Origin of the sequence: Pseudomonas sp. BMS12 (assembly GCF_001592875.1) — a bacterium.
In the GTDB taxonomy this organism is placed as follows: domain Bacteria; phylum Pseudomonadota; class Gammaproteobacteria; order Pseudomonadales; family Pseudomonadaceae; genus Aquipseudomonas.
In genome coordinates, this window is the sequence record NZ_LSOF01000005.1 from 206,483 (window position 1) to 219,686 (window position 13,204).

At 63.9% G+C, this 13,204-nt stretch carries 11 protein-coding genes; 9 read left to right on the forward strand and 2 right to left on the reverse strand.

Going from position 1 to position 13,204, the window contains the following annotated elements; genetic code table 11:
- Positions 1–19 precede the first annotated feature (19 nt).
- Positions 20–2,884 (reverse strand): HD domain-containing phosphohydrolase, encoded by a 2,865-nt coding sequence (locus AYB31_RS04385; protein WP_068826157.1) that lies wholly within the window; start codon positions 2,882–2,884, stop codon positions 20–22.
- A complete protein-coding gene (locus tag AYB31_RS04390) occupies positions 2,881–3,732 on the reverse strand; it encodes a substrate-binding periplasmic protein (RefSeq protein WP_068826159.1) in 852 nt (283 codons plus the stop codon). The genes AYB31_RS04385 and AYB31_RS04390 overlap by 4 nt, the downstream gene beginning before the upstream one ends.
- A 137-nt stretch (positions 3,733–3,869) precedes the next feature.
- Here AYB31_RS04390 and AYB31_RS04395 point away from each other — a divergent pair, with 137 nt between their 5' ends.
- From AYB31_RS04395 to AYB31_RS04435, 9 genes are all read left to right on the forward strand, one after another.
- Positions 3,870–5,132 (forward strand): alpha/beta hydrolase, encoded by a 1,263-nt coding sequence (locus AYB31_RS04395; RefSeq protein WP_068826161.1) that lies wholly within the window; start codon positions 3,870–3,872, stop codon positions 5,130–5,132.
- A gap of 96 nt (positions 5,133–5,228) precedes the next feature.
- Positions 5,229–6,581: an SPFH domain-containing protein gene (locus AYB31_RS04400; RefSeq protein ID WP_068826163.1), complete on the forward strand. Its 1,353-nt coding sequence runs from the start codon at positions 5,229–5,231 to the stop codon at positions 6,579–6,581.
- A gap of 174 nt (positions 6,582–6,755) precedes the next feature.
- Positions 6,756–7,409 carry a hydrolase gene (locus AYB31_RS04405; protein WP_068826165.1) on the forward strand — a complete coding sequence of 218 codons (654 nt, stop codon included), beginning with the start codon at positions 6,756–6,758 and terminating at the stop codon, positions 7,407–7,409.
- Positions 7,410–7,457: 48 nt separating this feature from the next.
- The gene (locus AYB31_RS04410) at positions 7,458–7,886 is read left to right on the forward strand and encodes an organic hydroperoxide resistance protein (RefSeq protein ID WP_068826167.1); all 429 of its coding nucleotides are present in this window, start codon (positions 7,458–7,460) and stop codon (positions 7,884–7,886) included.
- A 12-nt stretch (positions 7,887–7,898) separates the two neighbouring features.
- Entirely contained in the window at positions 7,899–8,912 is a 1,014-nt protein-coding gene (locus AYB31_RS04415) for an alpha/beta hydrolase (protein ID WP_068826169.1), read from the forward strand.
- A gap of 10 nt (positions 8,913–8,922) precedes the next feature.
- The gene (locus tag AYB31_RS04420; RefSeq protein WP_068826171.1) at positions 8,923–9,486 is read left to right on the forward strand and encodes an antibiotic biosynthesis monooxygenase; all 564 of its coding nucleotides are present in this window, start codon (positions 8,923–8,925) and stop codon (positions 9,484–9,486) included.
- 156 nt (positions 9,487–9,642) lie between these two features.
- Positions 9,643–11,481, forward strand: a complete 1,839-nt coding sequence (locus AYB31_RS04425) for an amidohydrolase (protein ID WP_162492999.1) — start codon at positions 9,643–9,645, stop codon at positions 11,479–11,481.
- 117 nt (positions 11,482–11,598) lie between these two features.
- A complete protein-coding gene (locus AYB31_RS04430; RefSeq protein ID WP_068826177.1) occupies positions 11,599–12,549 on the forward strand; it encodes a GlxA family transcriptional regulator in 951 nt (316 codons plus the stop codon).
- A gap of 229 nt (positions 12,550–12,778) precedes the next feature.
- Entirely contained in the window at positions 12,779–13,183 is a 405-nt protein-coding gene (locus AYB31_RS04435) for a helix-turn-helix domain-containing protein (RefSeq protein ID WP_082805194.1), read from the forward strand.
- Positions 13,184–13,204 lie beyond the last annotated feature (21 nt).

The following is a 13,204-nucleotide window of genomic DNA, read 5'->3' on the forward strand; positions in this document are numbered from 1 at the left end:
GCCTATGCGCCCCGGCCCACTAGACGCCGTCGACCATCTCCAGCCAGGGCTGGATATCCACTTCGTCTATCTGTTCCGGGTGGAGGAATTTCTCGCCGTAATCGCGGTACACCCCGCTCGTCAGGAACAGGCGAAACAACTGCGGGTCGATGTGACTGTCGCGGGCCATGAAGGCGAGGATCTTGACCGACTCGGACAGGCTCTTGGGCGCCTTGTACGGGCGGTCGGCGGCGGTCAGCGCCTCGAAGATGTCGGCGATGGCCATGACCCGTTCGGCAATGCTCATGTCGTCCTTGCTCAGGCGACGTGGATAACCAGTGCCATCCATCTTCTCGTGATGGTTGCCGGCAATGGTCGGCACCCGCTTGAGCTGGCGTGGCAGCGGCAAAGTGCTGAGCATGATGATGGTCTGCACGATGTGCTCGTTGATCTTGAAGCGCTCCTCCTCATTGAGGGTGCCGCGGCGAATACCCAGGTTGTACAGCTCGCCATAGTTGTAGGCATTGGCCGGCAGGCGCATGTCGAAGCCCCAGATATTGCGTGGGTCGTCCTTGGCCACGGGCGGCTTGCGCTCGCCCCAGGGCACCAGGTGCTCCGGACGATCGGCCAGCAGAAACTCTTCTGCCGGCAACGGCACCCTGGGCACCTCGGCGAAGCGCTCGCTCTCGTCGTAAGAAAGGCCCAGGCGATTGTCGAAATGTCGTAGCCAACGGCGCTGGCCGATCTGCTGCAGGCGCTCGACATCCGCGTCAGCCATGAACTCGCCGCCGATATTGGCCTTGGCGACGAAAGCGAACTCGTCCTGCAGTTCGGCCTGGCAGCGCTCCAGAGTCAGTTGCAGGGACTCCTGGTCACCGCCGCTGGCGATACCCTGCCAGTAATCGATCATGGCATCGCGCCAGAGCACCTCGAAGCGCATGCGCACTTCGTGAATGCGGTTGTACAGGGTCTCCAGCTTGGTCGCCTTGTCCACCACATATTCGGGGCTGGTGACCTTGCCGCAGTCGTGCAGCCAGGCGGCGATGCGGAACTCGTATAGCTCGGCGGGGCTCATGGCAAAGTCGGCATAGGGCCCGCTGTTGGCGCGCACGGCCTTGTCCAGCAGCATTTGCGCCAGCTGCGGCACCCGTTCGCAGTGCCCCCCGGTGTAGGGGCTCTTGGCGTCGATGGCGTCGGCCAGCAGCTTGATGATGGCGTCCAGCAGGCGTTGCTGGGCCTCGATCAGCTGGCGGGTCTCGATGGCCACGGCCGCGGCGCCGGACAGCTCTTCGACGAAGCGGCGGAACGGCTGGCGCACATCGTCCTGCTCATGTTCGCTTTCCAGTTGCAGTACCAGGATGCCGAGCAGTTCGTGGCTGCGATCGTTCAGCGCCACGGCCATGCAATGGCCGCGCATCTCCAGCACCCGCGCGACGGCGGCGGCCAGGCCTTCGTGACTGTTGGCAGCCAGCTTAAGCTCCGCCGGATAACCCAACCCACGGCACTCGGCGGCCAGGCGCAACAGACCGCTGTCATCGTCATGCAGGTAGACGGCGCCGCCGGACACTCCGGTGGCCTCCACCAACTGCTGCAGCACGCCGCCAAGCATGCTGTCCAGTTGCGTCTCGCGGCTCAGGGTCAGGGTGATCGACTGGAAATTGCGGATGGTGCCGGACATACGCGACAACACATGGCTCAGCTCGCCCACCTCGGTGACCCGCGAGCGCACCCCTACTTCGCGGCCGAAGTCGAAGTTGGCCAGGGCCTGCACCTGATCGGCCAGCATCCGCAGCGGCTGACCGATGCGCTGCCCCAGCGCCCAACCGATCAGCAACAACAAGACGATCAACCCCGCAGCCCAGAGGGTCTGCTCGAAAAGAACCTTGCGCGCTCCGGCCAACAGCTCCGCAGCCGGAATGGCGATCAACACCTGCATATCCTGCTGGCCGAAGCTCGACAGCGGTATGCGCATGCCATACCAGGCCTGCCCATCCACCTGAAAAAGACCCGGCGTGGAGCCCAGCCTGTCCTCGGAAAAAACATGAAGGAGGCTGGGCACACCCAGCTCCCCAATCCTTGACAGGCGCAGCCCTTCCCCCTCGGCAATCATCACTCGCTGCAAATCCGGGTAGGCCACCACGGTACCCTTGCCGTCCACCACGGCAATTTCGGTGCCGGGAGTCATGCGCATATCCTGCGTCTCGCTGGCCAGGTCATCCACCGCCGTATCGAGGCCCAGCACCACGGCACCGTCAATGCTGCGCTGAGCCAGCGTCAGGCCGATCTGTCGGGTGGTGAAGAACACATAGGGGGTAGTCAGCACCGTGGTGGAGCGCTGTATCGCATCGGTAAACCAGGGCCGGGTACGTGGGTCGAAGCGGTAGTCCGCCTTGATCTCGGACTTGAGCAGCCCGAGTTCACGGTCATAGAAACGCCACTCGCCTAGATAACTGCCCGCATCAGCCAGGGTGATGCTCTGCACCAGGTAGGCAGTGCCCTTCGGCGCCGCGAATTTCTCACGCAACTTGGCATCGCGCATGCGCCGCACCAGCAGGAACTCGCCATTCGGATAGCCGACATAGGCGGCACTGAGCATCTTGTTGGAGGCCAGGCTTTCCACCAGCAGCGGCAGACGTTCCAGGCGCTGCGGCAGGTTGTCTGCCCGCGAGACGGGATCGTAGGCCAGCAGGCGGATCGAGCTCTGCGCCGGGTCGATCAGCCGCCTGGCACGTTCATTGATTGCCTGGCTGAGCTGTTTCGCCGAGTCGCCCGCCGCCGCTACCAGCGCCTGCTGAATGCCGCGATAGCCCTGCCAGGCCAGCGCACCACCGAGCGTCAGGGTGCTGACCATGATCGCCAGCGCAATCAGCACCTGCAGGGGAATTCCACGCGAGGACGCCGTCATTGTGTGCCACCCCTCTTGCTCACTTCATAGCGATAACCACTACGCAGAAATTCCTCCACCAGATGCGCCGGCATGTGCGTGTGCACCAGAGCAGCCAGACTGCCATCCAGACGCATGGTCTCCAGCAGACGCAACCACTCGGACGCCTGCGGCGCGGTAAACGTACGCCGCGACAACAGCAAACCAACGGCCAGAGAAGGCCCTGGGTTGAGATCGAGCACCCGATAGTCGAGCCGCTCGTCTGCCGGCAGCATTAGATTCAGATTGATGTCATGGGCAATCAGCGCACTGACTTCGCCGCTGCGTAGCGCAGCGAAGCGCGCACTATCGTTAGGGTATTCACGTACTCGCCCCTGGCTGTAGAGCATACGCACCGTGCCTTCGAAATAAGGGCCGTTCCAGTAGCCGCGCACCGTGCCGAATTGCGCTCCCGGAATTTTCTGGAAATCGCTGAAGCTGACAATCTGCGGCGCCAGCGCTGCCGGCACGATCAGCTTGTTGCGGTAGAACAGCGTGGGGATAAAGAAAGCCTGCTGGCGCCGCTGCTCGTTGGGTACGCCATTGGTGACCATGTCCAGGCTGCCATCGGCCAGCCCATCCCAGGTGACGGCACGAGGCATCAGACGGGGCTCGAAGACGCAACCGGTACGCCGCTGCAGCTCGGCGATCATGTCCGGATCCAAGCCTTTGCCGTCGCGATAGACGATGACGTTGGCCAGCAGCGCCAGACGAATCGGCTTCAAACAGCCATAGCGCTGCGCCGCCTCGTCCGCCTGCGCCGAGCCGATTATCCCGGCGAGCAGCAGGCCTAGGGAATATTGTCGATAGCGATGCGTTGACCAGCCCATTCCTTGCGCTCCAACCCGGTGAGAGCCTGTCAAGCAGGCGGCATTGCGAATCAGTGTAATAGTCTCTGGGCAATCTGCTGGCGGTCGCTGTGCAGTGCTGCAAGACTTCCCCCATATACCGTCGGTCAAGAGCACGCATGCCCATGCCATTTCGCGCCCTGTCGCTTCTCTTCCTGCTGCTGGCCGGCTGTGCCGGCACGACACCACTGACGCTGATGAACACCCCGGTGATCTACCAACAGGCGGCGGTGGACCCCTTCGCCCACCTGCCCGAGGCCGAGCGAGTGCCACCGGTGGCGGTTTTCTATGCCAGCAATCGCGGCCGCAGTGGCGCCGCCTTCGGTAACGCCATCAGCAACGAGCTGCATCTTGGCCGCGCCAGCGTGCAACTGGGCGTGCCCGATGACGACTGGCCTGACCTGTATCAGGCTTCGATCAGCGAAATACGTGAGCGCGAGTTGCCCCTGGCGCTCACGCGCGTGGAAAACCTCAGCCAGCTGGACCTCGCCACACCGCTACCGACACAGCTGAACGCGGCGCAACAGGCCTATGTCGACGCCATCAACTTCGAACTGGCCAAGGCGCGCGACAAGGAAATCATCATCTACGTGCACGGTGCCAAGGTGGACTTCGCCAACGCCTGCGAGCTGATGGGCGAAATCGTCCACTTCGCCGGCCGCGACTTCGTTGGCGTGGCCTTCTCCTGGCCATCGCACCAGAACATCCTCAGCTACCTGACGGGCACCGATGTGCGGCGCGCACGCGATTCCCAGGCCGCACTGGCCAGCCTGATCGAGCTGCTGGCACGGCATACCAACGCCGAACGCATCAATCTGATCGCCTACAGCGCCGGTGCCCGCGTCGCCTCGCTGGCCCTGCCGACACTGCAGAACCGCCATCCACGCCTCAATGCCAGGCAACTCAAGGAGCACTACCGAGTCGGCGCGGTGGTATTCGCCGCCGGCGACGTCCCCGAAGAACTGTTCGAGCAACGCCTATCCGCCATCAGCCGGCTCGCCGAACAGGTGCTGATCACCCTCTCCGACCGCGACGATGCCCTGGAGTACGCCCGCCGCCTGATGGCCGGCGGGGCGCGCATCGGCAGCAGCCGAGCCGAGGAAAGCCTGCACCACTTCACCCACGACTGGCACCTGGACAACGTCACGCTGCTCGACGTCTCCAGCCACCAGGCCGAACGCGGCTTCGACATCGCCGGCCATCACTACTGGTACCGCCACGCCTGGGCCAGCAGCGACGTGATCCTGCTGATGCGCACCAACCTGCCGCCCTGGCAGCGCGGCCTGACCGTCAGCGACAGCGCCGAGCTCTGGTACATGGATCGCAACTACCCGGACAACGTGCGCAACGCCGTCCGCCGCGCCCTCAAGGGGCAGTGGTAACAGCGCCGACTTGCGCACATGGCGGCCATGTGCCACTTGACGCCCCACTAGGCGCTGAGCAGCATGCACGACCTTTCCCGCAGTCAAGGACGAAGCATGCAACTCCCCGCCGACACTCCCAGCAAACTCTCCCTGTTCAAGTACATCGGCCTGCCCGTACTGGTGGCCGCCATCGGCTTCGCCACCTTCAACGGCGTGTTCTTCTATAACGAAGCGGGTTTCGCCACTCATGTGCGGACCATCTTCGGCGAAGAGAAAGTGGTCGACGACGTCGGCTACGCCACCAAGTGGTTCGGCCGCGCCACGCCGTGGAAGAAAGCTCTCAGCGTGCAATCGGTGCTGACCGAGGCGCTGGCCATCGACGACAGCAGCGACAACGACTCGCTCGGTGCCACCATCGAGGCTTTCCCCATCGTCTTTCTCGGCAACGTCGACGCCAAGGTCGAGTCCTCGGCGCGCTTTCGCCTGCCCGCTGGCGAGCAGTTCCTGAAGATCGCGCAGGAGTACCGCAACCCGGAAAACTTCATCAAGACCGCCCTGGTGCCCGCCATCAAGGAAACCCTGCAGGCCACCGCCTCGCTGATGAGTGCCGACGACTTCTACGCCGGTGCGCGCAGCGAATTCGCCGCCGAGTTCGAGAACCAGCTCAACGACGGCCTGTACCTGATCAAGCGCAAGGAAATCCGTGGCCCTCGCGGTCACCAGCCAAGCCAGACCGCGATCCTCCAGGCCGGCACCGAGCAAGGCACTTTCGGCGACAACAACGTCAGCCAGTTCGTTACCGAGAAGGTAGTCGACAGCAAGGGCATCCCGGTGCGCAAGCAGCAGCAGTTTCGCAAGTACGGCGTGGAGGTGGTCGAGGCGCGCATCACCAACGTCGATCCCAATCCGCAGTACAAGCAGCGCATGGTCAAGGTCCAGCAGGCCCTGGCCGAGCTGGCCGTGGCCCGGCAAAACCGCCTGAAAGAAGAGGAAGAGAAGCTGCTGGTTACCGCCCGCGGTGAGAAGGAAGTGGAAGCCCGCCGCCAGGAAACCCTGCGCGACCAGATCGAGCGCACCACCCAGGCCGAGACCGAGAAGCAGCTGGCGATCATCAACGCCGAACGCGAGAAAGGCCGCGCCGAGATCGAGAAGCAGACCGCCGAACTGCTGCGTGACAAGGCGGCGATCACCGCCGACGCCACCAAGATCACCGCCGACGCCGAAGCCTATGCACGCAAGGCCGTGATCGAGGCGGACGGTGCCCTGCAGCCCAAGCTGGATGCCCTGGTCGCCATCAACAAGGTCTGGGCCGAAGCCGCCGCCCGAGCGCCTGTACCCGGCGTGATGATGGGAGCCTCCGGCAACGGCGCCAGCGCCAGCCGCCAGGACGAGATCGGCCAGCTGATGGGCATCCTCGCCACCAAGGCCGCCCGCGACCTGTCGCTGGACCTGAAAGTCCAGCAGTAACCGGCTAGGCGGGCACGACCTTTCACCGTCGCCCCCTGCTGCATCCCAAACGCCCCGCTAGAGCGGGGCGTTTTCTTTTGCGCACGCCAGTGCAAAAGCGGCACGTCGGTGCAATAGCTGAGCGGGCTACGGCGCGACACTCGATGCTCCTTTCATCCGTTCAGGAGCCTCATCATGGCCACCGCTTCCGCTGTTCCCGGCAAAACCCTGCTCAGCCCACTCGATCACACCCTGATCATGATCGATCACCAGTCGCAGATGGCTTTCGCCACCAAGTCCATCGACGCAGTCGCTCTGCGCAACAACGCCGCTCTGGTGGCCAAGGCCGCCAAGGAATTCGGTGTCTCCACCATCCTCACCACCGTTGCCGAGAAGAGCTTCTCCGGACCGATCTTCGACGAAATCAAGTCGGTGTTCCCCGAGCACAACGTGATCGACCGCACCAGCATGAACACCTGGGAAGATCCGCGTATCGCCGTAGAGGTAAACAAGTTCGGCAAGAACAAGATCGTGCTGGCCGGCCTGTGGACCTCGGTGTGCATCGTCGGCCCGGCGCTGTCGGCGCTGGACCAGGGCTTCGAGGTCTATGTCATCGCCGACGCCTGTGGCGACGTCTCGGACGAGGCTCACGAGATGGCCATGCAGCGCATGATCCAGCTCGGCGCGCGCCCCATGACCTCGCTGCAGTACCTGCTCGAACTGCAACGCGACTGGGCCCGTGGCGAAACCTATGACCAGACCGTGAAGACCGCCATCGCCAACGGCGGTGCCTACGGCCTCGGCCTGATCTACGCCAAGACCATGTTCAACGCCTCCGAAGGCCACTGATCGCTCCGCGCCGGGCTTAACCGCTCGGCGCCGCCCTGGAGATTCGCCATGTCCATCGAAAAAGTGCTCTACCGCGCCTATGCCGAGGCCTATGGCGGCCGTGACGGCCGCGCTGTGTCCTCCGACGGCGTACTCGACGTCGCCCTGACCACGCCCAAGGAGCTGGGCGGTGCAGGAGGCGAAGGCACCAACCCCGAACAGCTGTTCGCTGCTGGTTACTCGGCCTGCTTCCTCGGCGCCCTGAAGTTCGTCGGCATGCGCGACAAGCTCAGCGTGCCGGCCGACGCCTCCATCGAGGGCGTGGTTGGTATCGGCGTGGTGCCCACCGGCTTCGCCATCGAGGTGGAGCTGCGCATCAGCCTGCCGGGGCTGGCTCGCGAGGCAGCAGAAGAGCTGATCCAGCGCGCGCACATCGTTTGCCCCTACTCCAATGCCACGCGCAACAACATCGATATCACCCTGACGCTGGTCGACTGAAGGATTAAGAAGATGCCTCGTTTCGCCTTGCTAAGCACCCTGTTCGCCCTGGCTACCGGCCAGGCTCTCGCCGCCGGCAGCCCCGGCGTCGAACACAATACCCAGGCCTTCCTCGAAGCTCTGGCCGCCGGCGGCGGCAAGCCGCTGGAAACCCTCAGCCCACAAGACGCCCGTGCAGTACTGGTCGGCGCCCAGGCCTCGGTCAAGGTCGACCTGGCCGGCACTCAGGTCGAGGAAAAGACCATCCAGGCCGACGGCAAGCCGCTCAAGTTGACCATCGTCCGCCCGGAAGGCGTACAAGGCACCCCGCCGGTGTTCATGTTCTTCCACGGTGGTGGCTGGGTACTCGGCGACTATCCGACCCACGCCCGTCTGATCCACGACCTGGTGGTGAACTCCGGCGCCGTGGCCGTCTACGTGGACTACACGCCGTCGCCGGAGGCCAAGTATCCGACCGCCATCAACCAGGCCTACGCCGCGACCCAATGGGTGTCCGAGCATGGCAAGGATCTGAATGTGGACGCCTCGCGCCTGGCCGTGGCCGGCAACAGCGTCGGCGGCAACATGGCTGCCGTGGTTGCCTTGAAGGCAAAAGAAGCCGGCACGCCGAAGCTGCGCTTCCAGCTGCTGCTGTGGCCTGTGACCGACGCCAGTTTCGAGACTGCATCCTACAGCCAGTACGCCGAGGGCCACTTCCTCACCCGCAACATGATGAAGTGGTTCTGGGACAGCTACACCACCGACCCGAAACAGCGTGCCGACATTCATGCCTCGCCGCTGCGCGCCTCCGCCGAACAGCTCAAGGGCCTACCGCCGGCGCTGATCCAGACCGCCGAGTTCGACGTGCTGCGTGACGAAGGCGAAGCCTATGCACGCAAGCTGGACGCCGCCGGCGTGACGGTCAGCGCGGTGCGCTACAACGGCATGATCCATGACTACGGTCTGCTCAATCCGCTCGCTCATGTACCGGCCGTGCACACCGCCATGCGCCAGGCAGGCCTCGAGCTGAAACAGCACCTGCAATAAGGACGGGACGATGGACGCGGAAAACACCGATGAAGTGGTCACCCTGCTGATTCGTCACCGCGTCCGACGCGGTCAGGACGAACCCTACGAACGCTGGTTACGACGTATCGTTCAGGCGGCCCAGGGCTACCCTGGGCATCTGGGCGTCGACGTGATGCGCAGCGAGCAGGAAGGCCTGGCGTTGTTCACCAGCGTACTGCGCTTCTCAGGCGCGACTCGGCTGCAGGACTGGCTGGGCTCGACCGAGCGCCGATCCCTGATCGAGGAAGTCACCCCTCTGCTGGCGGATGTCGAGGACCTGGCGCTGCACCCGGACCGTGAGTTCTGGTTCAACCCGGGCACCATCACCAGTCCGCCGCCGCGCTGGAAGCAGGCTTGCATCACCTACCTGGTAATTCTGCCCTTGAGCCTGCTGATTCCCCTGCTATGGCAGCCGATTTTTGCCGCAGTGCCCTGGCTGGGCGGCTACCTGGCGAGCAACGTCTTGATCACGCTGAGTATCGTGCTGCTGGTGGTCTATCTGCTCATGCCCAGGGTCACCGCTTGGTTTTCCGACTGGCTGAATGCCCGCTAGGGCCTGGAGAACGACATGACGCAGGACAACCCCGACCAGAGCCGCCGCAAGTTCCTGGCCACCAGTTCGATGTTCGGCACCGCAGGCATGCTGTGGGCCGCCCTTCCCTTTGCCGGCAGCGCCGGTTCCTCTTTCGCCAGCACAACGGGAAATACCATGAATGCTGATCTGATTCTGCACAACGGTCGCCTGCACACGGTAGACCGCGAGAAACCCACCGCCACCGCCGTCGCCATCAAGGACGGCCGCTTCCTGGCCGTCGGCAGCGACGCCGAGGTCATGGCCTTGCGTGGCAGCGCCACCCAGGTCATCGACCTGCAACGACGCACAGTAGTGCCGGGACTCAACGACTCGCACCTGCACCTGATCCGCGGCGGCCTCAACTACAACCTGGAGCTGCGCTGGGAAGGCGTGCCGTCTCTGGCCGACGCCCTGCGCATGCTCAAGGAGCAGGCCGATCGCACGCCGACACCGCAGTGGGTCCGCGTGGTCGGTGGCTGGAACGAGTTCCAGTTTGCCGAGAAGCGCATGCCGACGCTGGAGGAGCTGAACAAAGCGGCACCAGACACCCCTGTGTTCATCCTCCACCTGTATGACCGTGCCCTGCTCAACCGCGCGGCTCTGCGTGTGGTTGGCTATACCAAGGACACCCCCAACCCACCCGGCGGCGAGATCGTTCGCGACGCCAATGGCGAGCCTACTGGCATGCTGGTCGCGCGCCCCAATGCGATGATCCTCTACTCGACCCTGAGCAAGGGCCCGAAGCTGCCTCTGGAGTATCAGGTCAACTCGACCCGTCAGTTCATGCGCGAGCTCAATCGCCTGGGCGTGACCAGTGCCATCGATGCGGGCGGCGGCTTCCAGAACTATCCGGACGACTACGAGGTGATCGAGCAACTGGCCAAGGACGACCAGCTGACCATCCGCATCGCCTACAACCTGTTCACCCAAAAGCCCAAGGAAGAACTGGACGACTTCAAGCGCTGGACCGGCTCGGTGCAGTACGGCCAGGGTAGCGACTTCTTCCGCCACAACGGCGCTGGCGAGATGCTGGTGTTTTCCGCGGCCGACTTCGAGGATTTCCTCGAACCGCGCCCGGACCTGGCGCCGACCATGGAAAGCGACCTGGAGCCGGTGGTACGCCATCTGGTCGAGCAGCGCTGGCCATTCCGCCTGCACGCCACCTACGACGAATCCATCTCGCGCATGCTCGACGTGTTCGAGAAGGTCAACCGCGATATCCCGTTCAACGGCCTGCCATGGTTCTTCGACCATGCCGAGACCATCTCGCCGAAGAACATCGAGCGCGTGCGTGCCCTGGGCGGCGGCATCGCCATCCAGGACCGCATGGCCTTCCAGGGCGAGTATTTCGTGGATCACTACGGCAAGCAGGCAGCCGAGAAGACCCCGCCGATCCAGCGCATGCTGGCCGAAGGCGTACCGGTAGGCGCCGGTACCGACGCCACCCGTGTATCCAGCTACAACCCCTGGACCTCGCTGTACTGGCTGGTCAGTGGCAAGACCGTTGGTGGTCTGGAGCTCTACCCGCAGGGCCTGCCACGCGAGACCGCACTGCAGCTGTTCACCCACGGCAGTGCCTGGTTCTCCAGCGAGCAAGGCAAAAAGGGCCAGATCAAGGTCGGCCAGTTGGCGGACCTGATCGCCCTGTCGGCGGATTTCTTCAGCGTCGAGGAAGAAGCCATCAAGTGGATCGAGTCGGTACTCACCGTGGTCGGCGGTAAGGTGGTCTACGGTGCCGGCGAGTTCGACAAGCTGGCACCGCCACCTACTCCGGTGCTGCCAGACTGGTCACCGGTGGCCAAGGTACCCGGGCACTGGCGGCCCAACTCGCCCCTGGTGGCGCAAGTGCACCAATGCGTCGGCGCCTGTGCCGTACATGCTCACAGCCATGAGCGGGCGCGCCAGTCCTCGGTGCCGATCAGCGATTTCCAGGGTTTCTGGGGGGCCTTCGGCTGCTCCTGCTTCGCCTTCTAGCCTGATCACCTTCGCACCGGCCATCCCGGTGCGAAGGCTCTAGCACGTGGCATGCGCTAGCGATGAGAGTCCGCTATCCTGACTCTTTCGATAGCCAAACCCGATGCAGCAACGAACATGAAGAGCGTAGCGATCCTTCTTTTCCCCGATGTGCTGATGCTGGACGTGGCCGGGCCACTGGAAGTCTTTTCGGTCGCCAACCGCTACCTGCCCCCTGACGAGCACTATCAAATAGTCACCATCAGCACTACCGACAAGACGGTCCGTGCCTCCAACGGCCTGAGTCTGGTCGCCGACCGACTGCTCGCCGAGGCCCCCGAGGCCTTCGACCTATTGCTAATCCCCGGCGGGCCAAGTGCCTACAACAAGAGACACAACGATCTGCTGCCCTGGCTGTTGCGTGCAGCACAGGCTTCTCGCCGCCATGCATCGATCTGCACCGGGGCCTTCATCCTTGGCGAGGCCGGACTGCTCGACGGGCGCCAGGTCACCACCCACTGGAACTATATCGAGCGCCTGAGCCAGCGCTTCCCCAACACCCGGGTCGTCGGCGACCAGATCTACATCAAAGACGGTGCGCTACTAACCTCTGGCGGTGTCACCGCCGGTATCGACATGGCCCTGGCGATCCTCGCCGAGGACCATGGCAAGCAGGTTGCCATCGACGTCGCCAAGGTGCTGCTGGTAGCTATGAAGCGCCAGGGCGGCCAGGCCCAGTTCAGCCCGCTGCTGGCCGAAGTTGCCAAGGAGGACTCGCCGGTAGCACGCGCCCAGCAGCATGTGCTGGACAACCTGGAGCAGGAACTCAGCGTAGAGTGCCTGGCCCGGGTCGCCGGCGTCAGTACCCGCCACTTCGCCCGCATATTCGCCCGCGAGTCGGGAATGACTCCGCGTGAGTTCGTGCACAGCGCCCGTATCGATCGAGCCCGACAGTTGCTTGAGAGCAGCGAGCTTCCTCTCAAGACGGTCGCCTACCACGCCGGTTTCCGCAGCGTGCGTTGCATGCGCTTGCTGTTCAGCGAGCGACTCGGCCTGACCCCGGCGCAATACCGCCACCAGTTCGGCTGAGTTTTCTGTTGACCGTTCAGGGCCCCTACATGGCAGCTGCCGGCCCCTCGTTCGTGTTTCCCACGCACGCATGGAACCTCATCATCGTTCCCATGCTGTGGAGTCGCTCAAAAGGCCGGTAGGCCCGGAGACGCTCGCTTGCGTACGCCATGGAGTTAGCGCGTACCGGTGGTCACCGCTCAGCATTGGGCATCCACAGCCTCATCTCATGAAGAGGGAGGAGAAACGGATGAGCGCTCGCGAGCTACTGCAATCACTCACTGACTGCACACAAAAAAATCTGCCGGGAGCCGGTATCGAGCGCCTCTCGCCCAGCCAAGAGCGACGAGCCAAGGAGCTGATTGCCGCCAACCTCAATACCGGGTTGTCCATCGCTCATCTGGCGCGCGAGTGCGGCAAATCCCGCTGCCACTTCTCACGTGCCTTTCATGGCAGCACCGGCATGTCACCGCATCAGTGGCTGACACAGCAGCGCCTGGCACGGGCCAGGCAACTGCTGCTCAGCGACCTGAAAATCGCCAACATCGCTCAGGAATGCGGCTTCGCCGACCAGGCGCATTTTTCCCGCGTATTCGCCCGCCTTGCCGGCGTGCCGCCGAGCCAGTGGCGGCAGGCAGGAGGGGCCGCAGGCTGATTGCGAGAGGATGCTGACGCC

Excerpts from the sequence above, each read along its gene's own strand:
- AYB31_RS04435 (WP_082805194.1), top strand. The coding sequence starts at position 12,779 with ATGAGCGCTCGCGAGCTACTGCAATCACTCACTGACTGCACACAAAAA.
- AYB31_RS04385 (WP_068826157.1), bottom strand. The coding sequence starts at position 2,884 with ATGACGGCGTCCTCGCGTGGAATTCCCCTGCAGGTGCTGATTGCGCTG.
- AYB31_RS04405 (WP_068826165.1), top strand. The coding sequence starts at position 6,756 with ATGGCCACCGCTTCCGCTGTTCCCGGCAAAACCCTGCTCAGCCCACTC.
- AYB31_RS04415 (WP_068826169.1), top strand. The coding sequence starts at position 7,899 with ATGCCTCGTTTCGCCTTGCTAAGCACCCTGTTCGCCCTGGCTACCGGC.
- AYB31_RS04400 (WP_068826163.1), top strand. The coding sequence starts at position 5,229 with ATGCAACTCCCCGCCGACACTCCCAGCAAACTCTCCCTGTTCAAGTAC.
- AYB31_RS04395 (WP_068826161.1), top strand. The coding sequence starts at position 3,870 with ATGCCCATGCCATTTCGCGCCCTGTCGCTTCTCTTCCTGCTGCTGGCC.
- AYB31_RS04390 (WP_068826159.1), bottom strand. The coding sequence starts at position 3,732 with ATGGGCTGGTCAACGCATCGCTATCGACAATATTCCCTAGGCCTGCTG.
- AYB31_RS04425 (WP_162492999.1), top strand. The coding sequence starts at position 9,643 with ATGAATGCTGATCTGATTCTGCACAACGGTCGCCTGCACACGGTAGAC.
- AYB31_RS04410 (WP_068826167.1), top strand. The coding sequence starts at position 7,458 with ATGTCCATCGAAAAAGTGCTCTACCGCGCCTATGCCGAGGCCTATGGC.
- AYB31_RS04430 (WP_068826177.1), top strand. The coding sequence starts at position 11,599 with ATGAAGAGCGTAGCGATCCTTCTTTTCCCCGATGTGCTGATGCTGGAC.
- AYB31_RS04420 (WP_068826171.1), top strand. The coding sequence starts at position 8,923 with ATGGACGCGGAAAACACCGATGAAGTGGTCACCCTGCTGATTCGTCAC.